Below are 23,374 nucleotides of genomic sequence, written 5' to 3'. Positions count from 1 at the left end.
ATGGGGATCTCACCTGATCGTATGGAACCTGGCTGGGACGGGTCGCCTCAGGACATCAGCGCATTGGGGCGTGCAGGTGACGAGCTGGGAAACGGTCTTGCTGGATCACTGCAGGAGACCGTCGGCGGCATCGGCGGGGCGATCATGAATGCCCTGTCGGGGATTGTCACCGGTGGCCCGTTCGCCCCGGTCGAGGAGGCCGCCGTCGAGATCCGCAACGGCCAGGAGGGGCTGGAGAACTCAATCAACTTGCTGTTCGGCCTGCCCGGGTATGGATTCTCCTACATGTCCCGCAACATCAACGCTGAGTGGGGGATTTTCGGCGGAAATGTTCGCCGTATGCCGTTCGACAAGCAGCTCGGACCGGCGAAGAATACGCGCATCGATTCGCAGGGGCGACTGGTGCTCGATGGCGTGGGTGCGTGGCTCGTGATGGTGAAGAACCGGGCGAGGGGTACCGGCTACGGCGGCAACGCGATGATCCAGCAGACGGTGCGTATCCGTCGGCCGGACGGCACGGTGTATCACACGGTTACCGATGATGCCTCCACCATGTCGGACACCGGAGTCATCAACCCGAAGGGAGCGTCGACTCTGCTGTCGATCTTCCCGGTCGTGATTGATGAGCCAGGCTGCACCGTCGACGTGGAGACGTGGACCGGTGCATGGCGCTGGTGGGACGGCGGCTACCGCTACAGCATGATGGCCGCGATTCGGCACTCCACGGACGTGGAGAACCGGGGCGATGAGACGGTGCGTGACGAGACAAGAGATGAGGCGAATCAGGGATGACGGTACTGTACGGCAATCTCCAGGACGTGACTGGTCAGCCTTTTGACCAGCAGGGCACGGCGGTGGTGATCTCGGCGACGCAGGCTCGCCCAGCAATGCACTCCGACGCGCTGACGCTGGTGGAGCTGGCGCGGATCCCGATGGAGGACTCCGGTGGGCATTTCGAGACCGAGGAGCTGGACCCGGGCCCGGTGATCGTGATGCTGGAGGGCGGGGTGTCCCACGGTCAGCAGTGGGAGATCGGCATCCCTGATGATGGGGAGCGCTGGAATCTGGCGGACCTTATCGGTGAGCAGGTCGAGTGGGAGCCGATTGTGGTGTCTCGTGCGGAGGCTGCCGCACGGGAGTCCCGGGCGCAGGCTGACCGGTCCGAGGGGGAAGCGGATCGGTCCGAGCGTGCTGCCGATCGGGTGGGGTCCGCCGAGCGTGTGCTTGAGGCGGAAGCCACAGCGGTGCAGGCCGAGGCAGATGCGTTGGCGCATCAGGAGGAGGCCACCCGGCAGGCAACTCGTTCTGAGAAGGAGGCGGACCGGTCGGCGGGTGAGGCTAGCGACTCGGCGAGTAGTGCGGGCGCGTCCGCTACATCCGAGGCCAACGCGGCCATGTCCGAGGGGAACGCCAAGACCTCCGAGACGAACTCGGCTGGGCACGAGACTCGCGCCGGGCAGCACGCTGACACCGCGGGCGAGCACTCGACGACAGCGGACGGTCACCGGCAGGCCGCGGCGACCTCCGAGGAGAACGCGAAGACGTCGGAGGACAACGCCGCGGGGCACGAGACCCGCGCCGGGCAGCACGCTGACACCGCGGGGCAGACGGTGCGTGATGCTGTCTCGGAGGCCACGGGCATCACCGAGGGTCACAAGGTCGCGGCGGAGGCGGCTGCGGGCATTGCCCGGTCGGCGGCGACGGAGGGGCGTGGGTACCGGGATGCTGCGCGTGAGGCGGCGGCCCAGGCGGAGGACATCGCCACTGGTGATCTGCCGGCCGCGTCGGAGTCGACGCGGGGTCTGATCCAGATGACGGGTGACCTGGCTGGGTCGGGTGATGATCCGCGTGTGCCTGCCTTGTCCCTTGCTTCGCCGGGCGCGTCGGTGCAGGTTGTGCCACCGGGCCCGGGGTGGGGTAATGCGGTCGCTGACCCGGCGACGACACCCACCGGGTGGGATTTCGACGGTGAGTGGCTGACCCCACCACTGTGGCTGGATCGGGTGACGGTGACTGTCGACTGGTGTGGTGGATCGTCTCTGGCTTTGCGGGGTCGTCGGTCGGACGGCACGGCGTCGACGATCGTCACCTTGCCGGAGGGCGCTCCGGAGACTCACCGGTCTGCCACGGTCATCGTGGACTTGTCGCGGCATGAGGCCGTGGCGGTGGCTGCGACGTGGACGCAGGAGGACCTCGACGCGGTGTGTACCGCGAGCCTGGTGGTGCAGGTTATGCCCTCCCATCAGCACGCCAGGGAGGACCTGCCGTGGTGGGATGAGGTCATGTCCGGCTACGTGCGGGGCAATGATGAGCGTCTGTCTGATCCGCGGTATCCGACGGAGCATGAGCACGAGATCAACCAGGTCCGTGGTCTACGCGCTGTCGTCGACCGGCTGACTGCCCTGGAGTCTTTGGTGCGGGCGCGTCCTGCGCTGTGGCCGTGGGACGGTGTAGTGCCGTGGGCACCACCGGAGGCCGCGCTGCCGGTCGACAACGTCTGGGATACCGATGGCGGCGACGTGCACAGTGTGGAGGAGGTGACCGGTGATGAGTGATCTCACGCTCGGACCCGTGGTCGGCAAGATCGGCGGGGCGGCTGAACCATTCGTGTTCGTACCCGATTCGCCGAGCGCGAACTTCTCGGTCGATCTCCCCGACGGGGAGTGGGCGATCTTCCTCGACTGGGAGGGAACATCAGTGACGACCGGTTACGTCGTGGTGAACGGCGTAACCGTCACTCCGTCAACAACGAGGAGCGTCGAACGCTGGGCTCAGTATCCGATGCGGAAGTACTCCGGCAGGTTGAGCTTCTCGACAAGTCATGCCGCCGTGAATTCCGTCACCGCCTTCCCCGATCCGACCCCATAGTCCCTCGCAGGGGCTTTTCTTATGCCCGAAGGAGGGCACATGACTGTCATTGACTTCTCGGCGTCGTTTCCCAGCGGCGCCGCCATAAAACGAGCGGGGCACGAGGGGGTCGTGGCGTACATCAGCCCGGCCCGCGAGAACTGGATGCAGGCCAAGCCGCTGACGAAGGCCCGCGTCGACGAGTACCGCGCCGCGGGGCTGAAGATAGCGGTGGTGTGGCAGTACGCCGCAGGCACCGCACAAACCTCCGACGTCATGCGCGGCGCTGCCGGAGGTCGGGCTGATGCCGAGGCCGCGCAGAAGCAGCTCAACGCCGTCGGCCTGGCCGGGCATCCGGTGTTCTTCGCCTGCGACTTCGACATCACGTTGAACCAGTGGAACGCCACCGCTGTCGAGTACTTCAAGGCGGCCGCCGGTGTTCTCGGCAAGCACCGTGTCGGCATCTACGGCCACTCCCGCGTCGTGCACTGGGCGATGGAAGACGACGTCGTCGCCACCGTCGCCCCCGGCCGCGTGCTCGGCTGGGTCACCCGCTCCTGGTCCAACGGCGCGACCGGCAGCGACTACGCCGTGCTGTACCAGCGGCAGCACAACGTGCCCGGCCCCGACGGTGTGCAGATCGACATCAACGACACCTACCACCAGTCCTGGGGCCACCAGCCGCTCACCGACACGACCCCGGAGACCCCGCAGCTCCCCTCGGTGACCAAGCGCCCAGGATGGCGCGGTGACCCAACATGGCTCGCCGACGCGCTCCGTGCATTCGGTGTGAAGGTCATCGAGGAGCCCGGGTGGCGCAACCGCGGCAACGGAGACTTCCGTGACATTCGCGGGATCATGGCTCACCACACCGGAGGCGACAACACCCCGACGTCTCTCATCCGTGATGGGCGGTCAGACCTCCGTGGCCTGCTGTCGCAGATCCACCTCCCCCGCGACTCGGTCGCCCACCTCACAGGGGTAGGTGTCGCCTGGCACGCCGGCCGCGGCTCCTACAAGGGGCTGACGACCAACGACGCCAACTACGAAACCATCGGCGTAGAGGCGAACAGTTCCGGCACGAGCGCGTGGCCGGCCGACATGATCGACACCTACTACCGCATCTGCGCTGCGGTGTGCTGGGTGCTCGACAAGCCTGCCCAGTGGGCTGTGCCCGGGCACAAGGAGTACTCGAGCGACGGCAAGTGGGATCCGGGCGGCATCGACATGCCTGCCTTCCGCGCCCGCGTGCAGCACTACATCGACAACCCGCCATTCCTGGCAGAGGAGAACATCATGTCCGACTTCGACAAGCTCACCCGCACCTACCCGTCTCGTGTGGAGGGCTCCGACGTGAAGCTGCGCCCCGTCGACGCGCTGTACATGGCCGACGCCAACAGCTTCGTCGCCCGCGCCAACACCGTCGAGATCATCGCCGCCCTGCGCGACAACACCGAAACCCTGGATCGCGTCGAGACCAAGCTGGACACCCTGATCAACGGAGGTAAGTGACATGGCAACCACCCCCGGAACCACGCCGACGGACCTGGAGTTCATCGGCCACATCATCAACGACAAGCTCAACGAGCAGCCCAAGGGGCGCACGGTCGCCAACACGATCTCCGCCATCATCGGCGCCGTCGTGTCGATCGCCGCCGTCGCCCTGTCCATGCCGATCGACCTGCCCGACTGGGCGTATCTGATCATCGTGACGGTCACGACCCTGGGCACCGCCCTCGGCGTGAAGCAGACGAAGAACGGCTTCTCCGAGTCGCAGAAGCGCAAGCTCGCCGACTGGCAGGCGGAGTACATCGACGCCCGGCACACCCACGAAGACCAGGACGACGACACCGACGACAGCGACGACCAGGAGCCGGCCTATGTCGGTCAGCACCGTCTGCGCGACACCGTCAACGACGCCGCCCGCGACCTCACCGACTGGGTCGACCGATTCAACGCCGACCGGCGGCGGGGATAGTCATGCCCATAGACCACCTGCCCCGCGTGATTCGCCGACCGGTGGAGCGCATCCGTGACGGGCTGTTGACCGACGCCACAGCCCTGGTGATCCTCGGGTTGGGGTGCATCGCCCGGGGCATCAGCTACATCGACTACTCCAATGGCGGCAGTCATCCGGCGGAGAAGTGGGTGAGCATGACCGCCTGGTCGCTCGTGTGGATCGCCGTCGGAGGGCTGTGTTTGCTCACCACACCATGGCATCGTTCATGGCTGGCGGCGATTTCCGTGGCCTGCGGGGTGTCGATCCACCTGTTGTGGGCGTTGTCGTTCATCTGGGCGACGTACACCGGGGAGATGACCCGTGGGTGGGTGTCGTCGATCGGGTATCTGATGATCGTCGCGTTGGTGACCTGGGCGGTGTGGCGAGGTGTGCGCACCGAGATTCGTGTCCGGGAGGTGCAAATTGATGGACGTGACGATCATCGGGGGGTTCATTAGCGGCCTGGTGCTGATTCTGGTGGCGAAGATCAAGCTGTCGTCGGATAAGGGGCCGAACTGGCAGGCCTACGCCGAGCGTCAGGCGGCGGACCTGGACACGGTGAACAAGGATATGAAGGAGGTGCGCGGTGAGCTGAAGAGTCTTCGTACCGAGGTTGGGACGCTGCGCTCTGAGTTGGGGACGGTGAAGCCGAAGCTGATTGCCGCGGTGCGTCACATTCGTGCGTGGCGCAGTGTGTTCCCGGACCACACGTCGTGGCCGCCGTTGCCGGCGGAGCTGCATGAGGACCTGGACCAGGAGAACCTGCGCTGACCTTTAGTCACCCCTTAGGGGGGTAGCTACCTGGCGCTTTGGTTCACTGCACGATACTGTCTGTCTGGTGGAGGAGTGATGATCCTCCGCGATTGCCCTATCAGCATGGGGTACCCTTTCGAGTAACGCGTCGTCCTCGGGTTTTCAGTCCCCCGGGGGCGGCGCGTTGTCGTCGTGCGAGCGGGGGATACCCACGGGGGTGGTTTCGTTTCCGTAAGTAACACTACAGGAGCTTCTGTCGGTAGTGTGGCTCGGGCACGGGGCAAACAGCCTCGGCTGTACAGTCGTTCTCAACCCTTTGAAAGAGGTTTAACATGCTCGAGATCATCGGCAACATCGTTGACGCCATCGCTGCTTTCTTCAACGAGGCCATCGGCGTCGTGACCGGTTCCATCGGTGGCGGCGAGACCGGGGCCGAGTAGCCTCAACCGCTTCGGCGGTTTCTGACCCCCTCCGGGCTTCGGCCTGGAGGGGGTCTTTTTGTGTTCCGTGAGTTTTCGGCCTGTATCCTCGGTTACGGGTCGGCGCCACCGTCGGCCCCGTCGGGATTGTGTTGTCCTGGCTCCTTGGGTGCCCCCTCGCGATCGATTGGTCTCTGCCGTGAGGGGGTATCGAGTCACGCGTCATGACCGCCGTTGCTGGTGAATTCTCACGAGAACCTGGGCCATCCCCCGAACTAGCGCCCGTGCGGAGTAGTTTGCTGGGATTGCGTTCCGTTGTGCGTGTTCGGGGACGGATCGATCACCCGCAGCAGGTGCTCCAGTATGCATCGACCTTTCGAGATCCCGCGCACCGACTCCGCGCCGTGGGGTGGTGCGCGGTTTTCGTTTACGCCTTTTGTCCTGCGACGATGACGCATCGTCACCCCTTTTCGGGGGTGTATATTATCGGCGGCGTAACGAGTTCAGAGTCCTTATCGGTAGGGCCGGTGAAGCAACGGAGCATGAGCATCGTTGCAACCATGTACTTCTATCGAAAGGTATCCCCATGCTGGAAATCATCGGAAACATCGTCGACGCCATCTCCGGTTTCTTCACTCAGGCCATCGAGCTCGTCCGCGGCTCCATCAACTAAGAGCCCGTCGCCTCTGGCGACAAAAGCCCCCGCACTTCTGTGCGGGGGCTTTTTGCGATCCGGGGACACCTCCGCCGGCCCCCGGTACGCTCAGTGGGGGCGGGGACCACCGGGGCCGCCCCGCCAGGGTCGAGCGCCGTGGGCACCCCCTCACAGTTCCCATGTGCAGCTCCCCGACAGCCCCCCATCGACTTCGCGACGGTGGGGACTCCTCATTGTGTTGGGACAACTTTTACCGTTCTTGGTTGGCGACAGACGTTTGGCGGCTAGCCTCAAGAGTGCGGGAGATAGGTGAACACTTGACCCTGCCGGCCCCCACCGTCTCCCCCGACGGTGGGGGTCTTACTTGCGTCCGGGGGCCCGCGCAGGTCGGCCCGTGCCCGGCGCGAGGGGAGGGGCTCATCCCGCATCCATCCCATAGGAGACCCGCGAGACCCCCATTTCGACGCGACTGGCGAGACTGGCGGGAACGTTCTGACCTGCATCGATGATAAAACCACTGGTGGACAATCCTGACCAGTCGTTGCAGGTGAAGCAGTGGGCGAACAGGGCGACCGGGACGCCGGCCTCACGGAACTCCTGCGGGGACAGCCCGCGCGCGTCGCCGGGCAGGTCCACGGTGCCGGTGATCACGGGCACGGGGCGTCCTGCCACGTCGGCACCGCGGAACTCGACGTCGACGGAGGTCACGCTTCTCGAAGTCACCCGGCCCACAGTAGTGCCCCGCGGTAATGCCGCAGTAGTGCCCCAGTGGTGTGCCGCACGGGCGCGTGCCGACTATCCTTGCAACCGACAGCGTGCGAAGCACGACCCCTGAGACATGCAGCAAGCGGAGGCGAGGATGGCCGGATTCGGCTGGTTCTGGAAGGCCATGGGTTCGTCGGCGACGGCGAACCAGAAGAAGTCGAAGACGATCGTGTCCGAGTCGGCGAAGGCCGTGGAGCGACTGTCCGGCGCCACCGACGCCGAGGTCGTGGAGATCGCCCGGTCCTGCGTGACCGCCGGAGACACCCCCTCGGTGGACGACGCACCGCTGCTGCTCGCGGCGATGCGGGAGGGTGCCGAGCGCACGATCGGCATGCGGCCGTTCGACGTCCAGCTGCAGGGCACCCTGCGCATGCTCGTCGGTGACGTGGTGGAGATGGCCACCGGTGAGGGCAAGACCCTCACCGGTGCGATGACCGCGGTGGGCTACGGCCTGCAGGGGCGCAAGGTGCACCTGATCACCGTGAACTCCTTCCTCGCCGGCCGCGACGAGCAGTGGATGGGCCCGCTGCTCGATTTCTTCGGCCTGACCCACGGCGCCATCGCCGAGGAGTACGGGGCCGACGAGCGCCGCGACGTCTACTCCCGTGACGTGGTCTTCGGTGCGGTCAACGAGATGGGCTTCGACGTGCTGCGCGACCAGCTGATCACCCGCCGGGAGGACGCGGTGCGTACCCCGGCCGACGTGGCGGTCATCGACGAGGCGGACTCGGTGATGGTCGACGAGGCGCTGGTGCCCCTCGTGCTCGCCGGATCTGAGCCGGGGCCCGCCCCGACCGGCCAGATCACCGACCTGGTGCGCCGTATGGAGGAGAACCGGCACTTCACGGTCTCCGGCGACCGCCGCAACGTGTTCCTCAGCGACTCCGGTGCGCGGTTCGTGGAGAAGGGCCTCGGGATCGAGTCCCTCTACGGTGCCGGTGACGATGCCCGTGCTGCCAGGGACGCCGGGGATGCCGGGGACGGTGCGGATACAGAGGACGGCGCGGATGGTGCAGACGCTGTGGACGCTGTGGAGGCGGTGGACGGTGCGGACGCGGGTGCCCTGCTGTCGCAGGTCAACGTCGCGCTGCACGCCCAGCACCTGCTGACCCGCGACGTGCACTACATCGTGCGCGACGGCAAGGTCGCCCTCATCGACGGCTCGCGTGGCCGCGTCGCCGAACTGCAGCGGTGGCCGGACGGCCTGCAGGCCGCCGTGGAGGCCAAGGAGGGCCTGCAGGTCACCGACGGCGGGCGCATCCTCGACCAGATCACCGTGCAGGCGCTGCTCGGGCTCTACCCCCGTAAGTGCGGCATGACCGGTACCGCGGTGGCCGCCAGCGACCAGCTGCGCCAGTTCTACGAGCTGTCCGTCAGCGTCATCGACCCCAACCTGCCGAACCGTCGATTCGACGAGGCCGACCGTGTCTACACCACCGAGGAGCAGCGCGACGCCGCCGCCGTGGACCACATCGTGGAGGTCCAGGGCACCGGTCAGCCCGTCCTCGTCGGTACCCAGGACATCGCCGAGTCCGAGAGCGTGGCCGAGGCTCTGGCCGAACGCGGCGTGCAGTGCCGCGTGCTCAACGCCAAGAACCACGAGGCGGAGGCCGGCATCGTCGCCGAGGCCGGACGCGCCGGGCACGTCACCGTGTCCACGCAGATGGCCGGCCGAGGCACCGACATCCGCCTCGGCGGACGCGACGAGGACGACCACGAGCACGTCGTGGAGCTCGGCGGCCTGCACGTCGTCGGCATCGGGCGGTTCCGTTCCCAGCGTCTGGACAACCAGTTGCGTGGGCGTTCCGGGCGTCAGGGTGACCCGGGCTCCTCGGTGTTCTTCGTCTCCCTGGAGGACGACGTGGTCAACACCGGCGGTGCCGGTGAGGAGCTGCGCGCCGAGCCCGGCGAGGACGGACGCCTGGAACAGCGCAAGGTGCTGCAGTTCATCGACCACTGCCAGCGCGTGGCGGAGGGCCAGATGCTCGACATCCACGCCACGACGTGGAAGTACAACAAGCTGATCAACGACCAGCGTGAGATCGTCGACGACCGGCGTGCCAAGGTGCTCGACACCGACACCGCCTGGCAGGACCTCAGCTACCACGACGTGGAGAAGGCCGGACGCCTGCAGGCCGAGGGCATCCCCGAGGAGGTGCTGGAACAGGCGGCCCGGGAGATCATGCTTTACCACCTCGACGTGGAGTGGAGCGACCACCTGGCCTACCTGGACGACATCCGTGAGTCGATCCACCTGCGTGCCATCGCCCGCGAGAGCCCGATCGACGAGTTCCACCGGATGTCGATCGCCGCCTTCGGCGAACTCGCCGAGCGCGCGGTCGCCAAGGCGAGGGAGACCTTCAGCGAGGTCGAGATCACCTCCGAGGGGGTGGACCTGGCCGGCCAGGGACTGCACAAGCCGAGTGCGACGTGGACCTACATGGTCAACGACAACCCGTTGTCCAGCACCGGAGGCAGCGTGGTCGGCTCGATCGCGGCGATGTTCCGGTAGGGTCCGGCAGGTTTCCGGTAGGGTTCCGGATAGCCGCACGACCCCGCCGCACGGTGGGGGTACCCGGTTTCGGCGAGGCTTTCCGTAGTCTCGCGGGGCCGCCGGGTAGTATGGTGGGAAAGGCTTGCAGGCGTACCGTCTGCTCTTCTCATCGGCTCCAGCCGCGACCTGCGGCCGGAGCCATGGTCACACTGCAACAGATTCCAGGAGGAACTGAAACATGAGCGACAACACCGGGATCCCGGAAGCATCGGTCGAGACGACCTCGGTCTTCCGTGCTGACCTCCTCAAGGAGATGGAGACCGGTGCGCAGTCCGAGTCCGCACCGGCAGGTGTGGAGGGTCTCCCGTCGGGTTCTGCGCTCCTCGTGGTCAAGCGTGGGCCGAACGCCGGTTCACGGTTCCTGCTCGACCAGGACACGACCGCGGCCGGCCGCCACCCCGACAGCGACATCTTCCTCGACGACGTGACCGTCTCCCGTCGCCACGCGGAGTTCCGCCGCAACGGTGAGGAGTACGAGGTGGTCGACGTGGGAAGCCTCAACGGCACCTACGTCAACCGCGAGCCGAAGAACTCCGCCGTGCTGAGCAACGGCGACGAGATCCAGATCGGCAAGTTCCGTCTGGTCATCCTCAACGGCACGAAGGACGCCTGAGGTCCACCCTCTTCGGTAGTATCACCCCTGTCGACACCACGTCACCGGACCCGCACCTGATGTGAGGAGCACTGTGTCAGCGAACGCCGCAGCCGCCGGGCAGCCGCAGCCTGAGTCCCGGCCCACCGCCGGGCGGGTTCTGCCCACGTCGTCGATCGGGGACGTCCTCAAGCAGCTCCAGCCGGACTTCCCGGACGTCACGGTCTCCAAGATCCGTTTCCTGGAGTCTGAGGGGCTGGTGACCCCGCAGCGCAGCAAGTCTGGTTACCGGCGGTTCTCCCCGGAGGACATCTCGCGGCTGCGCTACATCCTGGCCAACCAGCGCGACAGCTTCCTGCCGCTGAAGGTCATCAAGGAGCAGCTCGAGGCGATGGACTCGGGCAAGGTCACCCCGGTGGACTCGCGTCGTTCCGTGGCCGGCACGGTCACCCCCGAGCAGTTCCGTCAGGCGACCGTCCGACGACTGACCCGGGCGGACGTCGCCTCGCGGGCGGGGGTGGAGGACTCGGTCGTCGCCTCGCTGGTGAAGATCTCCCTGCTGACGCCGGACGCGGCGGGGTTCTTCTCCGTCGACGACGTCGACGTGGTGCGCATCGCGGCGAAGATGGGGGAGTACGGGATCGACCACCGGCACCTCAAGACACTGGTCACCCAGGCGCAACGGCAGGCGGACCTGGTCAACCAGGTCGCCGGGCCGGTCGCGCACGGTCGTGACGAGAACGCCCGGGAGCGTTCCGCCGAGGTCAGCCGGGAGGTCAGCGCCCTGGTCGTCTCACTGCACGCGGCGCTGATCAAGGGGAAGCTGCCTCACTGACGCCGGTTCCTCCACGCCCCCGGCCACGGACCGTGGCCGGGGGTTCTCTGTTTTTTCCGTGCATGACACGCGTGTTGTTACACGGGTGTCGGGTGAATTCTCGTGTTAGCATTACCCTCGACCTCAGGTTGAGGGTCAGGGATGCGGATCCCCCGGGTGAGGTTTTCGTGCTCACCTGTTGACTCCACGGCCATCCCGTCTAATCTTGAGAGCAGTGAATCACAGGTGTGCAAGCAGACACGCCGAACAGAGGAGAATCAGCATGGAGCGCAGTGACGCCCGGGGCGAGTCCGGACACGAGCAGGGCACGACGCCCGCCGGCGAGGCTGTCCCGGCACCGCAGCAGGACACCCTGTTCGACGTCGAGGGTCCCGACCAGGAGGTCGGCTACCGGGTGACCATCGCCTGCCAGGTCGCCGGCATCACCTACCGCCAGCTCGACTACTGGGCACGCACCAAGCTGGTGCAGCCGTCGATCCGCACCGCACACGGCTCCGGCTCCCAGCGCCTGTACTCCTTCCGCGACATCCTCGTGCTGAAGATCGTCAAGGGCCTGCTCGACACCGGCATCTCCCTGCAGAACATCCGCCGTGCCGTGGACAAGCTCGGCAACCTCGGCGTGGACGACCTCGCCGGCATCACCCTGGTCTCCGACGGCAAGACCGTCTACGAGTGCCGCTCCGCCGAGGAGGTCATCGACCTCCTGGCCGGTGGACAGGGAGTCTTCGGCATCGCCGTGCCGGGCCTGATGAAGGAACTCAGCGGCACGATCACCGCCTTCCCCTCCGAGCCGGCCGAACCCGTCGTTCAGCCCGACGGCGCCTTCGACCCCGCCGACGAGCTGGCCGCCCGCCGTCTGAAGAAGTCCTCCTAGCCAGATCTCTCAGCCCAGAGGCACATCCGCCAACACGCCCGCGACCCTGCTCAGCCAGGGGGACGCGGGCTCAGCTGTAACTGATTCCCCTGTGCCTTCTGCATCGGCCTTCTCCGCGAAGTCAGCCGCAGCCCGGGCCTGGTTCTCGTCCACCGCAGGGGAGGACCCGAAGGCCACCAGCGGGAACTGCACCTCGCCGACGGTGGCATCGTTTCCGCCAGCCTGCTCGCCGAGCAATGACGCCGAGGAGAGCACCGGCAGGTTCTCGTCCACGGCGGCCTGAACGTCCGGCGCCGCCCGCAGTGCCTCCAGCGTGGCGTCCGACTCCATGTCCAGGGGGACGCCGGCCGCTTCCGCGGCGAGGGCGGTGACCATCGACGCCGCACCCGTGGGCAGCACGGCGCGTGCCACGTCGGCGTCGGCCCCCTCGGGGACCCGGTGCACCAGGTCGTCCGACCCCACCACAGGCACCTCGTTCGGCGCGCCGGAGAGCCCCGAGATGAAACCGGTGCCGGCGGGGATCCACACCGGGGCGACACCCGGCTGCCCACCCCGGTAGGCCAGCGTGGCTTCGGCGGTGGAGCGTACCTCCACCGACGCGGTCACACACCGGTCCCGGACCACGGGTTCGGTGTCGTTGTAGTCGGCGACCAGCTGCCGGGCCACGTCCTCGGCCGCCGGGTCCGCCCACACGGTGAGCTCCTGATCGCCGTCGATGCAGGCGCCCTCGGCCTCGTCGGAGGACTGCCGGGAGGCCAACACGAACCATCCCACGACCAGCGCGACGACCAGGATCACCGCCACGAGGGCGAACCACACCCACCCGGCCACCCGGACCGGGCTCTGCGCTGCGCTGTGTCGTGCCATGGTCAGTCTCCGTTTTCTCGGGATGCCCGCTGCGTGGAGCGGAAGAAGTCGTCGATGATATCCACCAACGCCCGGCGCAGTACCTGGCCGCGCTCGGCGAAGTCACGCTGGCGGCGCACGTACTCCGCCCGTCCGTCCGGCGTCTCCACCGCGACCGGGGTGAAACCCCAGGCGGAAAGGTCGTAGGGGCTGGCCTCCATGTCGGTGCGGCGCACGTCGCACGCCAGGCGGAAGGTGTCCAGCCACAGCTCCCCGGGCACAAGCGGCCCGAGTTTCGTGGCCCACTTGTAGAGGTCCATCGTGGCGTGAAGACAGCCCGGCTGCTCCATGTCGGCCTGCGTCTCACGGGTGGGGTTCAGCGTGTTGCGCGGCACGGCGTCCTCGGTGAAGAAGCGGAAGGCGTCGATGTGGGTGCACCGCAACGTATTGGCCTCCACGACCCCGTCGGTGGCCTCGCGTCCGAGCCGCAGCGGCTCGGGGTGACGGGGTGCGTCCCGGTAGACCATCGCCCACTCGTGCATGCCGAAGCAGCTGAACCGCGCCGGACGCCCCAGCGTGGATGCCAGCAGGCGGCGCATGTAGGTGAAGCTGGTGCCGCGCTTGGCCATCAGGGCGTCGGCGTCCAGCTCCCACAGCGCCGTTCCGTCCGGCGCGGTCGTCTCCCGCAGCGTCCCGGCGGTGCCGGGACGCTCGTCGCCGTCGGCGACCAGTGACACGCCGAAGCCCGGGTTCCAGCGGCCCAGCTTGCCCGGCGTGACCGGGTAGTAGGTGTACATGAAGTCCCAGACCGGGTGACGTTCACCGCGGGAGCGGCGTTCCCGACGCCCGGCGGTGAGTTTGTCGACGGTCGCGCGGTGGTGTTCCTGGCGTGCGCGCCACTGCTGCGGGGTGAGCACCGTGGCGGTCAGGTCTCGCGTGTCAGTCGTCATGGGTCCAGTCTCTCACCGTTCCCACGAGTTCCTCGATCACGTCCTCCAGGGTGATCACCCCGACGACGACCCCGCCGTCGGAGATCTGCGCCATGTGCGAGCTCGTGCGGCGCAGCTCCTTCATCGCGTGGTCGAAGTTCACGCCACCCTCCACCGTGATCAGCGGGCGGATGTCGTGCTCGTCGACGAGCTGGTCGGGGCCCGTCGAGGCGTCCAGCAGGTTGTCGAGAACGTCCTTGACGTGGATGTAGCCGAGGTAACCGTCGTCCGTCCCGGTCACGGGGAAGCGGGAGTAGCCGGTACGCGACACCGCCTCTTCGACCTGGCCGACGGTGATGCGTCCGGTGGTCTCGTCGACGGCGATGGTGTCGACGTCCGACAGCGGGATCATCACCTCGCTGAGCGTGCGCTTCGAGGAGTTCAGCGCCTTGGACAGGCGCGTCGCCTCGGACGGGCCGATGAGCCCCTCGGAGCGGGACTCGGCGATCATCTGCGAGAGCTCCGAGGGCGAGACCGTGGCGTCCAGCTCGTCCTTCTGCTCCACGCCGACCATCTTCAACGTCACCCGGGCGATCCAGTTGAGGAAGACCATCACCGGGTGCACCAGACGGCAGAACAGCAGGTGAGGGGAGACCAGAACCGTGGCAACCGTCTCTGGGCCGGCCAGCGCGATGTTCTTCGGCACCATCTCACCGAGGATGATGTGCAGCACCGTGACGATGAGCAGCGAGATCGCGAACGCCACCGGGTGGAGCAGGTTGTCCGGCAGCCCCACGGCGTGGAACGGTGCCTCGATGAGGTGCGCGATGGCGGGCTCGCCGACCTTGCCGAGCAGCACCGAGGCCACGGTGATGCCGAACTGGGCACCGGCGAGCATGATCGTGAGGTGCTCGGTGGCGTAGAGGACCTTGTCCGCCCGACGGTTGCCGGCGGCGATCATGTTCTCCAGCCTGTCGCGGCGTGAGGAGATCAACGAGAACTCCACGCCCACGAAGAAGGCGTTGAGGCCGAGCAACAGCACGGCGAAGGCGATGGCCCAGAGGTCACCCATCCTGACCACCTCCCTGTGCGGATTCCGTGTTGTCGGTGTCTGTGCCGGTATCTGCGCCGCTGTCAGGCACCGGGCGCAGCTGCACCCGGTCGACACGTCGGATGTCCATGGACTCCACCGTCGCCTCCCAGCGCACCGGGTTACCGTCGGTCATGCGTTCCATCAGGTCGCGTTCGCCCCGGGGCAGCAGGACGCGGTCGCCTTCGACCGGGATGCGGCCCAGCGTGGTCATGATGAGTCCGCCGAGGGTCTCGTAGGGGCCGTCCGGGGCGATGTAGCCGCAGGCGTCCTCCAGCTCGTCGCAACGCAGCAGCCCGGACACGTCCCAGAACTGCCCGCTGCGCTGGACCTCGGAGTCCTCACGGTTGTCGTGCTCGTCCCAGACCTCGCCGAGGATCTCCTCGACGACGTCCTCGATCGACACGATGCCGGCGGTGCCGCCGTACTCGTCGACGACGAGCACGAGTTGCGAGCCCGCCGAGCGCACCAGGTTGAGCACGGCGTCGCCGCCGAGGCTGGTGGGCACGGTGGGAACTCGGCGGGCCAGGTCACGCACCGTGGTGGTGGCCCGTTCGTCCGCCGGCACGGTCAGGGCGTCCTTGACGTGGACGACACCGATGGTCTCGTCCAGGTCGCCGTTGACCACCGGGAAGCGCGAGTGACCGGACTCGTGGGCCTCACGGATGAGGTCGAGTGCGGTGTCGGTGGTCTCCAGGGTGTCCACGGTGGATCGCGGGGTCATGAAGTCCTCCGCGCTGGTGTCGCCGAACTTCAGCGAACGGTCGAGGATGCGCACCTTCGACTGGTCGAAGCCCTCCGCACCGGTGGAGTGCCGCACGAGGGCGGAGAGCTCCTGCGGGGAGCGGGCCGAGGCTAGCTCGTCTGCGGGCTCGATGCCGAAACGTCGCACGATCATGTTCGCCGCGTTGTTCATCAGCTGGATGAACCGGTGGAAGACGGTGTTGAAGATCCACACCGGCCGCGTCAGCAGCCGTGCGGTCTGCAACGGGTTGGCGATCGCCAGGTTCTTCGGCACGAGCTCGCCGAAGACCATCGACAGGATCGTGGCGATGACCAGGCTCAGCACCAGCGCCACCGAGGTCGACGCGGAGGCGCCGAGCCCGACGAGTTCGAGCACCGGGGTGAAGAACTTCGCCAGGATCGGTTCGGCGAGGTAGCCGGTGGCCAGGGTGGTCACCGTGATGCCCAGCTGGGTGCCGGACAGCATGAAGCTCAGGCCGCTGTGGGCCTTCTTGACCATGTGCGAGGCGGCGTCGCCGCGTTCGGCGATGTCGTCCTCGATCGTCGAGCGCTCCAGGCTGGTCGTGGAGAACTCCACGGCCACGAAGATCCCGGTGCCGGCGGTCAACAGGACGAAGCCGACCAGCCCCAGGATGCTGAGCAGGATGTCCATCCCAGTCCTACCTGTCCAGCCCCAGCTCGCCGAGGTAGGCGGTGAGGCCGTGACGGTCGAGCACCCACACGGTGGGGCTCACCCCGGCCTTGCGCATCATCTGCTCGGTCTCACGCCGGGTATCCGCGGTGGTGAGCGTCAGCACGGTGCCGGACTCGCCGGCACGGGCGGTGCGTCCTGCGCGGTGCACGTAGGCCTTGTGCTCGGCCGGCGGGTCGATGTGCACCACCAGGTCGACACCCTTGATGTCGATGCCGCGGGCTGCGATGTCGGTGGCGACCAGCACCGTGGCACGGCCGTCGGAGAACTCCTCGATCGCCCGGGTGCGGGCGCCCTGACCCTTGTTGCCGTGGATGCCGACAGCGGGGATGCCGTCACGGACAAGCTTCTTGACTTGACGATCGACGGTGTGCTTCGTCCGCATGAACATGATCGTGCGGGTCGAGGCACGCCCGAGCTGCAGGACCACGTCGTTGCGGGCGGTCTTGTCGTCCACCACACCGAGGAAGTGGGACATGGTGTCCACCTTCGCCCGGACCTCACCGGTGGAGTGCGTGATCGGGTCGTTCATGTACCGCTGGACGAGGACCTTGATGTCCCCGTCGAGGGTGGCGGAGAAGAACAGGTGCTGCGCATCCGCCGGGATGTGGTCGACGAGGCGGCGAACCTGCGGGAGGAACCCCATGTCCGCCATCTGGTCGGCCTCGTCCAGCGCGACGATCTCGACCTGGGACAGGTCGAGGGCCTTCTGCCGGATGAGGTCCTCGGCACGCCCCGGGGTGGCGACCAGGAGGTCGACCGGACGGGCCAGGGCGGTGAGGTTGCGCTTGATGTTCACGCCACCGACGACCTCGATCACACGCTGGCCGACGGACTCCGCCAACGGGCGCAGCCGTCCGGCGACCTGCTGTGCGAGCTCGCGGGTCGGCACCAGCACCAGTGCGCGGGGCTTGCCCGGGCGCGAGGCACCGCCGGTGAGACGGGTGATCAGCGGCAGACCGAAGGTGAACGTCTTACCGGAACCTGTCGGACCGCGTCCCAGGACGTCCTTGCCCGCCAGCCCGTCGGGGATGGCGGCGGCCTGGATCGGGAAGGGGTGCTTGAGCCCCTGCGCCGTCAGCTCCTTGACCACCGGGTCCGGAAGACCCATGTCGGCGAAGAGTACCGAGGTGTCCACGCCTGCGGCCGGGCCGGTCGGAACCGGTGCGGCGACCTTGGGCTGGCGGACCTGCTGCTGCACCTTCGGCTGCTGGTTCTTCTGCTGGTTCTTCTGGGCGGGGCGCTGCTTGTTGCCCTGCTGGCCGCCACGCTTGGCGCCCTGCTGCTTGTTGCCCTGCTGCTTGTTACCCTGCTGGCTCCGGTTGCCGGAACGTCTGCCGGGATTCTCGGAGCCGCCGGCGGTGCCTGAGGCACCCGCACGACTGCCCCGGACGACCTTACGGCGCCGGTTCTGCCGGTTCTGTCCACCGGCACTGGCGCTTCGTCGTCCTTCTGATTGACCTGACACGGGTTACGCTTCCACCTCGCTGCGGTCGGCGGACCAGAGGGTGTGGAAGTGACCGTCGCGGTCGGTGCGCTCGTAGGTGTGGGCACCGAAGAAGTCGCGCTGACCCTGGATCAGGGCGGCGGGCAGCCGCTCGGAACGCAGGGAGTCGTAGTAGGACAGCGAGGAGGCGAAGACCGGGATCGGCAGGCCGAGCTGCGTGGACGCCACGACGACCCGACGCCAGGAGTCGATCAGACCGCCGACCTCGGTGTTGAAGTACGGGTCCAGCAGCAGGGACTGCACACCGGGGTCGGTGTTGTAGGCGTCCACGATGCGGTTGAGGAACTTCGCGCGGATGATGCAGCCGCCACGCCAGATGGTGGCGAGGTCGCGGGGGTCGACGTCCCAGCCGTGCTCGTCGGAGCCGGCCTTGATCTCGTCGAAGCCCTGGGCGTAGGCCACCAGCTTCGAGGCGTAGAGCGCACGCCGGACGTCCTCGACGAAGTCGTCCTTCGAGACGCCCAGGGCGTCCAGCGTGGTGACCTCGCCGGAGGGCAGGTTGCCGGTGGTCGCGGCGCGCTGGTCGCGGGCGCCGGACAGCGCACGGGCGAAGACGGCCTCGCCGATGCCGGTGGTGGGGATACCCAGGTCCAGGGCGGCCTTGACCGTCCAGCGGCCGGTGCCCTTCTGGCCGGCGGCGTCGACGATGACGTCGATCAGCGGCTTGCCGGTGGCCTCGTCGGTCTGGGAGAGCACCTCGGCGGTGATCTCGATGAGGTAGGAGTCCAGGTCGCCGTCGTTCCAGGTGCGGAAGATGTCGGCGATCTCGGACGGCTCGATGCCCACGGCGTAGCGGAGCAGGTGGTAGGCCTCGCCGATGACCTGCATGTCGGCGTACTCGATGCCGTTGTGGACCATCTTGACGAAGTGGCCTGCGCCGTCCGGGCCGATGTGGGTGCAGCAGGGGGTGCCGTCGACCTTGGCGGAGATGTCCTCCAGCAGCGGGCCGAGGGACTCGTAGGACTCGACCGGGCCGCCCGGCATGATCGCCGGGCCGTTGAGTGCGCCCTCCTCGCCGCCAGAGATCCCGGCGCCGACGAAGTGCAGGCCACGCTCGGACATCTCCGCCTCGCGGCGGATGGTGTCGGTGTAGAGGGCGTTCCCGCCGTCGATGATGATGTCGCCGGGCTCCATGGCGTCGGCGAGCTGGGAGATCACCGCGTCGGTGGCGGGACCGGCCTGGACCATGATCAGGGCACGGCGGGGACGCTCGAGGGAGGCGACGAAGTCCTCCACGGTGGAGGAGGGGACGAAGCTGCCGGTGTCCCCGAACTCGGCCATGAACGCGTCCGTTTTGGCGGAGGTGCGGTTGTAGACGGCGACGGTGTGATCGTGGTTGGCGAAGTTCCGGGCGATGTTGGAACCCATCACCGCGAGGCCGACGACACCGATCTGTGCGGAGGAATCTGTCATGGTGCACCATGATAGCGCCCACCCGTCCATCTTCGCCCGCGGCGGTCCGACTGTCGCTAGACTCACCGGGAAACACACCGGAGCAGCCGGAGCACACGTACGTGAGGGAGAGACAGACAGTGACGCAGAACGACACGGCCACCGGGCAGAGTGCAGCCATGGAACGGATGCTGGAGCTGATGGGCTCGGCGAGCTCCTCGGAGCTCACCGAGGCACAGACCGCCGAGCTCTCGGAGATCTTCGCCACGTCGATCCCGTCACTGGACCGGACGCTGGGCCTGCGCTACGTCGAGTTCCTCCCGGAGGTCGTCGTGGAGCTCACGATCACCGAGGACCACGTGCAGCCCTGGGGCATCACCAACGGCGGGATCTACGCGACGATGGGGGAGTCGGCCGGGTCCTTCGCCGGTTACATCGCCGGCGGCGGCGGTCTGGTGATGGGCACCACCAACTCCACGAACTTCCTGCGCCCCTCCACCCCCGGCGACGTGATCCGCTCGACGGCACGCGCCGTGCACACCGGCCGGACCAGTCAGCTGTGGCGCATCGAGCACGTCAACGCCGCGTCCGGCAAGCTGTGCGCCACCACGGAACTGCGGACCGTGGTGGTGCCCAGCAAGTAGCGTTGGCCAGCCCCGGTGACCCCGGCAGCCGTCCGCTCAGCGGCGGTGCGCCTGGTCGAAGAACTCGAGCTCCCACCGCGAGGCGTCGAGGAAGGCGCGGGCGGCCTCGGCGCGCTGACGCGGACCAGCGGTGGCGAAGGCGTCCTCCACCAGTGAGATCGCCTGCCGGACGCCGGCGGTGAAGTCCTCACCGGAGTAGCTGTCCAGCCAGGCGGCGTAGGGGTTGTCCGGCGTGGACCCCGCGGCGAGATCCATCCCGACCTCGGCGTAGAGCCAGTAGCACGGCAGCACCGCCGCCGCGCCGACCACGTGGTCGCGCGACTGCACGCTGCGCGTGAGGTGGGCCGTGTAGGACGCCGTGACGTGGGAGGGGGCGACGGCGGGTGCGTCGCCCAGCCACGTGCGGTGCAGGGACGCCTCCTCCTCGAGGCACTCCGCGGCACCCTTCACCCAGAACAGCGACGACGCCTGGTCCGGCGCGGAGGCCGCCAGCGCCGCCAGCGCCGGGGAGTACTGCGCCAGGTACACGGCGTCCTGGGCGAGGTAGAAGTCGAAGTCAGCCTTCTGCAGGGTGCCTGCCCCCAGGTCGGTGATGAACGGCAGGGCGTTGATCTGGCTCACCAGTGCGGACTGGGCGCGCCACAGGGCCGTGGTCCACGGGCCGGCCCCGGGGATGTGGGGGGTGACCTCGTCGTGCGCGGCGCCGACGGCGGCGAGCTCCCCGGGGCTGTCCAGCAGCTCCGGGACACCTGCGGTGAGCTCCCAGGGGGTGGTGTCCGAGGCCGCGGCGAGACGCCGGGAACGGTGCGTGTGGTCGACCGGGCCGTTACCGGTGCCGACGTGCAGGTCGTCGGCGTGGCGGATGGCCTCGGACAGCCAGCGGCTGGACCAGTGCAGTGCCGTCGCGGTGTCCTCCCCGGCGGCGAGCCGGGTCGTCAAGGCCGAGGACAGCGAGCAGCCGGTGCCGTGGGTGTTGTGGGTGGTGACCCGGGCGACGGGCACGGTGGTCACGGTGCCGTCCGGGGCGACGACCGCGTTGTCCGCGGTGGGGCCGGACAGGTGCCCACCCTTGACGATGACGGTGGTGTCCAGGTCCGCGGAGAGCCGGCGCCCCTGCGACAGGGCCTCGTCCAGGTCGGCGGCGACCTGGGTGCCGCCGAGCACGGCGAGCTCGGCGAGGTTCGGGGTGATCACGTCGGCGGCCCGGCACAGCTCGACCAGGGCTGCCTCGGCGTCCTCGGTGAGCAGCCGGTCGCCGCTGGTGGCCACCATCACCGGGTCGACCACGGTCACCGGGACCGGGTGTGCGGCCAGGTAGCCGGTCACCGTGCGGGTGATCTCGGCGGTGCCGAGCATGCCGATCTTCACCGCGTCCACGGTGACGTCGTCGAAGACGGCGTCGAGCTGGGCGAGGAGGAAGTCGGTGTCGGGTGCGTGGACCTGCCGCACGCCGTGGGTGTTCTGTGCGACGAGTGCGGTGACCACGCTCATGGCGAAGCCGCCGGCCTCGCCGATGGACTTGATGTCGGCCTGTGCGCCCGCGCCCCCGGTGGGGTCGGTGCCGGCGATGCTGAGTACTCGGGGGATCATGTGTGGGCCTCACTCGTCTGGGGGCTGGTGCCGGTGTTCTCGTACAGGGTGCGCAGGTCGCGGGCGGCCGCGGCGGGGTCGTCGGCGGCCATGACCGCCGAGACCACGCAGATCCCCGCCACGTCGGACGCACCCAGCGCGGCGGCGTTGGCGGCGTTGACGTGGCCGATGGCCACCGACGGGATCCCCAGCTCCAGGGCGTGGGCGGCCAGGTCGTCGACGCTGCCGGGGCCGGTGACCCCGAGCGCGCGACCGGTGTCGGTCTTGGTGTCGGTGAGCTCCACCGGGCCCAGTCCGAGGACGTCCGGCGGACGCACCCCGTCACGCATGAGCGCGGCGATCCGGTCGACCTGGGCGTGGTCGTCGACGGACAGTCCGATCATCAGGTCGTCGGGCAACAGGTCCCGGGCGGTGGGGTAGTCGATGTCGTCCTGCCCGATGTGCAGGTGCAGTCCGAGCCGGCGGGCGGTGTCGATCCGGTCGTTGACGAACAGGGGCACGCCAGTTCCGGCGAGCACCTCGGCGAGCTCGGCGGCGCGCGCGGTGAACTCCTCGTCGCCGAGGGTCTTGTCCCTGAGCTGGACCACACTGACCCCGCCCTGCACCGCCCGGGCGACGACGCCGGCCACGGCGTCGCGGCCACCGCCGAGTTCCGGGTCGGTGACCAGGTAGAGACCCCAGTCCACGCGGGAAGGGGCGGGGACGCTCACCGGGGTCATTCGGCGGTCTCCATCGCCGAGACGAGCCCGGGGACCAGGCCCGGGTCCTGCGAGACGGTGTCGAGTGCGTCGAGCCAGGCGACGGCGAAGCCGCCCGGGCCGCGCAGCTGTCCCGAGTCGTCCCGCGCGGCGAGCGTGCCGGCGGCACCGACGTGGGCGTGGGCGGCGAGGACGGCGTCGTGCGCGTCAGTACCTGCTGAGGCGGCTGCGCCGAGATAGGCGGCGGTGAGCGCGCCGAGGGAGCAGCCCGTGCCGATGACGCGTTGCATCATGGGGTCGCCGGAGGTCAGCCACGTGACCCGTCCGGTCGAGACGATGAGGTCGCGCGCGCCGGAGACCGCCACGACCCCGCCGGTACGTTCCGTCAGAGAGCGTGCGGCCTGCAGGGCGGTGTCGACCTCGTCGGTGGCGTCGACGCCGCGTCCTCCGCCGGAGCGTCCGGCCAGGGCGATGACCTCGGAGGCGTTGCCGCGCACGGCGGCGGGACGACGCAGGACGACCTCACGGGCGAACTCGGTGCGCGCCGCGGGGCCGCCGCAGGCCACCGGGTCGAGGACCCAGGGGGTGCCGGCGGCGTTCGCACCGCGCACGGCCTCGCGCATCGCGGTGTACTGGGCGGCGGTGGGGCTGCCGGTATTGACCAGCAGGCCCGAGGCCAGGGCCGCGAACTCGGCGGCCTCCTCAGGTGTGTCGACCATCGCCGGGGCGGCACCCGCGGCGAGGAGGACGTTGGCGGTGACCTGGGGGACGACCTGGTTGGTGATGCACTGCACCAACGGCTGGTCCCGACGCAGGGAACTGATGATGTCAACGGTGGTGGCGAGCGTGTCTGACACGGACCATCCCTTCGCTAGTTCGAACTAGAGCAGGTTCTACGGGTGTGATCTCAGCGCGGGTCGTTCCGCGCACCCCGAGTCTCAGCAGTCCAG

General features: G+C 68.2%; 20 protein-coding genes, 1 pseudogene and 1 riboswitch. Of the genes and pseudogenes, 12 read left to right on the top strand and 9 right to left on the bottom strand.

What is annotated here, in order from left to right:
• From ACT3UN_RS03935 to ACT3UN_RS03905, 7 genes are read left to right on the top strand one after another with little or no spacing between them, the layout of a single operon-like run.
• On the top strand, nt 1-792 hold the full coding sequence (locus ACT3UN_RS03935; RefSeq protein ID WP_444614849.1) for a hypothetical protein: 792 nt from the start codon (nt 1-3) through the stop codon (nt 790-792).
• Nucleotides 789-2,555 carry a hypothetical protein gene (locus ACT3UN_RS03930; protein ID WP_444656365.1) on the top strand — a complete coding sequence of 589 codons (1,767 nt, stop codon included), beginning with the start codon at nt 789-791 and terminating at the stop codon, nt 2,553-2,555. Before ACT3UN_RS03935 ends, ACT3UN_RS03930 begins: the two co-directional genes overlap by 4 nt.
• Nucleotides 2,548-2,868, top strand: coding sequence for a hypothetical protein (locus ACT3UN_RS03925; protein WP_444656363.1), 321 nt, complete (start codon nt 2,548-2,550; stop codon nt 2,866-2,868). The genes ACT3UN_RS03930 and ACT3UN_RS03925 overlap by 8 nt, the downstream gene beginning before the upstream one ends.
• 39 nt (nt 2,869-2,907) lie before the next feature.
• Nucleotides 2,908-4,359 carry a glycoside hydrolase domain-containing protein gene (locus ACT3UN_RS03920; protein WP_444656361.1) on the top strand — a complete coding sequence of 484 codons (1,452 nt, stop codon included), beginning with the start codon at nt 2,908-2,910 and terminating at the stop codon, nt 4,357-4,359.
• A gap of 1 nt (nt 4,360) precedes the next feature.
• A complete protein-coding gene (locus ACT3UN_RS03915) occupies nt 4,361-4,825 on the top strand; it encodes a hypothetical protein (protein ID WP_444656359.1) in 465 nt (154 codons plus the stop codon).
• A gap of 2 nt (nt 4,826-4,827) precedes the next feature.
• Entirely contained in the window at nt 4,828-5,304 is a 477-nt protein-coding gene (locus ACT3UN_RS03910) for a hypothetical protein (RefSeq protein ID WP_444656357.1), read from the top strand.
• Nucleotides 5,273-5,617: a hypothetical protein gene (locus ACT3UN_RS03905; protein WP_444656355.1), complete on the top strand. Its 345-nt coding sequence runs from the start codon at nt 5,273-5,275 to the stop codon at nt 5,615-5,617. Before ACT3UN_RS03910 ends, ACT3UN_RS03905 begins: the two co-directional genes overlap by 32 nt.
• 1,473 nt (nt 5,618-7,090) lie before the next feature.
• On the opposite strand, the gene ACT3UN_RS03900 is transcribed toward ACT3UN_RS03905, so the two are convergent.
• The gene (locus tag ACT3UN_RS03900; RefSeq protein ID WP_441579486.1) at nt 7,091-7,396 is read right to left on the bottom strand and encodes a hypothetical protein; all 306 of its coding nucleotides are present in this window, start codon (nt 7,394-7,396) and stop codon (nt 7,091-7,093) included.
• A 136-nt stretch (nt 7,397-7,532) separates the two neighbouring features.
• On the opposite strand from ACT3UN_RS03900, the gene secA2 reads away from it, so the two are divergent.
• The 4 genes from secA2 (at nt 7,533) to ACT3UN_RS03880 (ending at nt 12,293) form a co-directional block, all read left to right on the top strand.
• Nucleotides 7,533-9,950 (top strand): accessory Sec system translocase SecA2, encoded by a 2,418-nt coding sequence (gene secA2 / locus ACT3UN_RS03895; protein ID WP_301442623.1) that lies wholly within the window; start codon nt 7,533-7,535, stop codon nt 9,948-9,950.
• Nucleotides 9,951-10,170: 220 nt separating this feature from the next.
• Nucleotides 10,171-10,605 carry an oxoglutarate dehydrogenase inhibitor Odhl gene (gene odhI, locus ACT3UN_RS03890; RefSeq protein ID WP_444656353.1) on the top strand — a complete coding sequence of 145 codons (435 nt, stop codon included), beginning with the start codon at nt 10,171-10,173 and terminating at the stop codon, nt 10,603-10,605.
• A gap of 73 nt (nt 10,606-10,678) precedes the next feature.
• A complete protein-coding gene (ftsR, locus tag ACT3UN_RS03885) occupies nt 10,679-11,419 on the top strand; it encodes a transcriptional regulator FtsR (protein ID WP_301442614.1) in 741 nt (246 codons plus the stop codon).
• A 262-nt stretch (nt 11,420-11,681) separates the two neighbouring features.
• A complete protein-coding gene (locus ACT3UN_RS03880; RefSeq protein ID WP_301442615.1) occupies nt 11,682-12,293 on the top strand; it encodes a MerR family transcriptional regulator in 612 nt (203 codons plus the stop codon).
• A 9-nt stretch (nt 12,294-12,302) separates the two neighbouring features.
• On the opposite strand, the gene ACT3UN_RS03875 is transcribed toward ACT3UN_RS03880, so the two are convergent.
• From ACT3UN_RS03875 to gndA, 6 genes are all read right to left on the bottom strand, one after another.
• A complete protein-coding gene (locus tag ACT3UN_RS03875; RefSeq protein WP_301442616.1) occupies nt 12,303-13,160 on the bottom strand; it encodes a hypothetical protein in 858 nt (285 codons plus the stop codon).
• Between the two features lie 2 nt (nt 13,161-13,162).
• A complete protein-coding gene (locus tag ACT3UN_RS03870; protein ID WP_444656351.1) occupies nt 13,163-14,089 on the bottom strand; it encodes a 3-methyladenine DNA glycosylase in 927 nt (308 codons plus the stop codon).
• Nucleotides 14,079-15,140: a hemolysin family protein gene (locus tag ACT3UN_RS03865; protein WP_301442618.1), complete on the bottom strand. Its 1,062-nt coding sequence runs from the start codon at nt 15,138-15,140 to the stop codon at nt 14,079-14,081. The genes ACT3UN_RS03870 and ACT3UN_RS03865 overlap by 11 nt, the downstream gene beginning before the upstream one ends.
• Nucleotides 15,133-16,554 carry a hemolysin family protein gene (locus tag ACT3UN_RS03860; RefSeq protein ID WP_301442619.1) on the bottom strand — a complete coding sequence of 474 codons (1,422 nt, stop codon included), beginning with the start codon at nt 16,552-16,554 and terminating at the stop codon, nt 15,133-15,135. The genes ACT3UN_RS03865 and ACT3UN_RS03860 overlap by 8 nt, the downstream gene beginning before the upstream one ends.
• Before the next feature lie 7 nt (nt 16,555-16,561).
• Nucleotides 16,562-17,704 carry a DEAD/DEAH box helicase gene (locus ACT3UN_RS03855; RefSeq protein WP_301442624.1) on the bottom strand — a complete coding sequence of 381 codons (1,143 nt, stop codon included), beginning with the start codon at nt 17,702-17,704 and terminating at the stop codon, nt 16,562-16,564.
• Nucleotides 17,705-18,064: 360 nt separating this feature from the next.
• Entirely contained in the window at nt 18,065-19,513 is a 1,449-nt protein-coding gene (gene gndA, locus ACT3UN_RS03850) for an NADP-dependent phosphogluconate dehydrogenase (protein WP_444656349.1), read from the bottom strand.
• 119 nt (nt 19,514-19,632) lie between these two features.
• Here gndA and ACT3UN_RS03845 point away from each other — a divergent pair, with 119 nt between their 5' ends.
• A complete protein-coding gene (locus tag ACT3UN_RS03845; protein ID WP_367620299.1) occupies nt 19,633-20,136 on the top strand; it encodes a PaaI family thioesterase in 504 nt (167 codons plus the stop codon).
• A 36-nt stretch (nt 20,137-20,172) separates the two neighbouring features.
• On the opposite strand, the pseudogene ACT3UN_RS03840 reads toward ACT3UN_RS03845, so the two are convergent.
• Both ACT3UN_RS03840 and thiM read right to left on the bottom strand, forming a co-directional pair.
• Nucleotides 20,173-22,445, bottom strand: a pseudogene (locus ACT3UN_RS03840) (bifunctional hydroxymethylpyrimidine kinase/phosphomethylpyrimidine kinase).
• Complete coding sequence (gene thiM, locus ACT3UN_RS03835; protein WP_301443948.1) at nt 22,442-23,281, bottom strand: hydroxyethylthiazole kinase; 840 nt, start codon at nt 23,279-23,281, stop codon at nt 22,442-22,444. The pseudogene ACT3UN_RS03840 and the gene thiM overlap by 4 nt, the downstream one beginning before the upstream one ends.
• A riboswitch (TPP riboswitch) is annotated at nt 23,270-23,368 on the bottom strand. Its footprint overlaps the gene before it by 12 nt.
• Between the last annotated feature and the right edge of the window lie 6 nt (nt 23,369-23,374).

It is taken from the genome of Corynebacterium sp. AOP12-C2-36, from assembly GCF_052379185.1.
In the GTDB taxonomy this organism is placed as follows: Bacteria; Actinomycetota; Actinomycetes; order Mycobacteriales; family Mycobacteriaceae; genus Corynebacterium.
The sequence above is the reverse complement of the archived record's forward strand: the minus strand, read 5'-3'. Positions and strand labels throughout refer to the sequence as shown.

Coding starts and splice junctions, on each gene's coding strand:
- ACT3UN_RS03935 (WP_444614849.1), top strand. CDS start 1: ATGGGGATCTCACCTGATCGTATGGAACCTGGCTGGGACGGGTCGCCT.
- ACT3UN_RS03930 (WP_444656365.1), top strand. CDS start 789: ATGACGGTACTGTACGGCAATCTCCAGGACGTGACTGGTCAGCCTTTT.
- ACT3UN_RS03925 (WP_444656363.1), top strand. CDS start 2,548: ATGAGTGATCTCACGCTCGGACCCGTGGTCGGCAAGATCGGCGGGGCG.
- ACT3UN_RS03920 (WP_444656361.1), top strand. CDS start 2,908: ATGACTGTCATTGACTTCTCGGCGTCGTTTCCCAGCGGCGCCGCCATA.
- ACT3UN_RS03915 (WP_444656359.1), top strand. CDS start 4,361: ATGGCAACCACCCCCGGAACCACGCCGACGGACCTGGAGTTCATCGGC.
- ACT3UN_RS03910 (WP_444656357.1), top strand. CDS start 4,828: ATGCCCATAGACCACCTGCCCCGCGTGATTCGCCGACCGGTGGAGCGC.
- ACT3UN_RS03905 (WP_444656355.1), top strand. CDS start 5,273: ATGGACGTGACGATCATCGGGGGGTTCATTAGCGGCCTGGTGCTGATT.
- secA2 (WP_301442623.1), top strand. CDS start 7,533: ATGGCCGGATTCGGCTGGTTCTGGAAGGCCATGGGTTCGTCGGCGACG.
- odhI (WP_444656353.1), top strand. CDS start 10,171: ATGAGCGACAACACCGGGATCCCGGAAGCATCGGTCGAGACGACCTCG.
- ACT3UN_RS03880 (WP_301442615.1), top strand. CDS start 11,682: ATGGAGCGCAGTGACGCCCGGGGCGAGTCCGGACACGAGCAGGGCACG.
- ACT3UN_RS03875 (WP_301442616.1), bottom strand. CDS start 13,160: ATGGCACGACACAGCGCAGCGCAGAGCCCGGTCCGGGTGGCCGGGTGG.
- ACT3UN_RS03870 (WP_444656351.1), bottom strand. CDS start 14,089: ATGACGACTGACACGCGAGACCTGACCGCCACGGTGCTCACCCCGCAG.
- ACT3UN_RS03865 (WP_301442618.1), bottom strand. CDS start 15,140: ATGGGTGACCTCTGGGCCATCGCCTTCGCCGTGCTGTTGCTCGGCCTC.
- ACT3UN_RS03860 (WP_301442619.1), bottom strand. CDS start 16,554: ATGGACATCCTGCTCAGCATCCTGGGGCTGGTCGGCTTCGTCCTGTTG.
- ACT3UN_RS03855 (WP_301442624.1), bottom strand. CDS start 17,704: ATGGGTCTTCCGGACCCGGTGGTCAAGGAGCTGACGGCGCAGGGGCTC.
- gndA (WP_444656349.1), bottom strand. CDS start 19,513: ATGACAGATTCCTCCGCACAGATCGGTGTCGTCGGCCTCGCGGTGATG.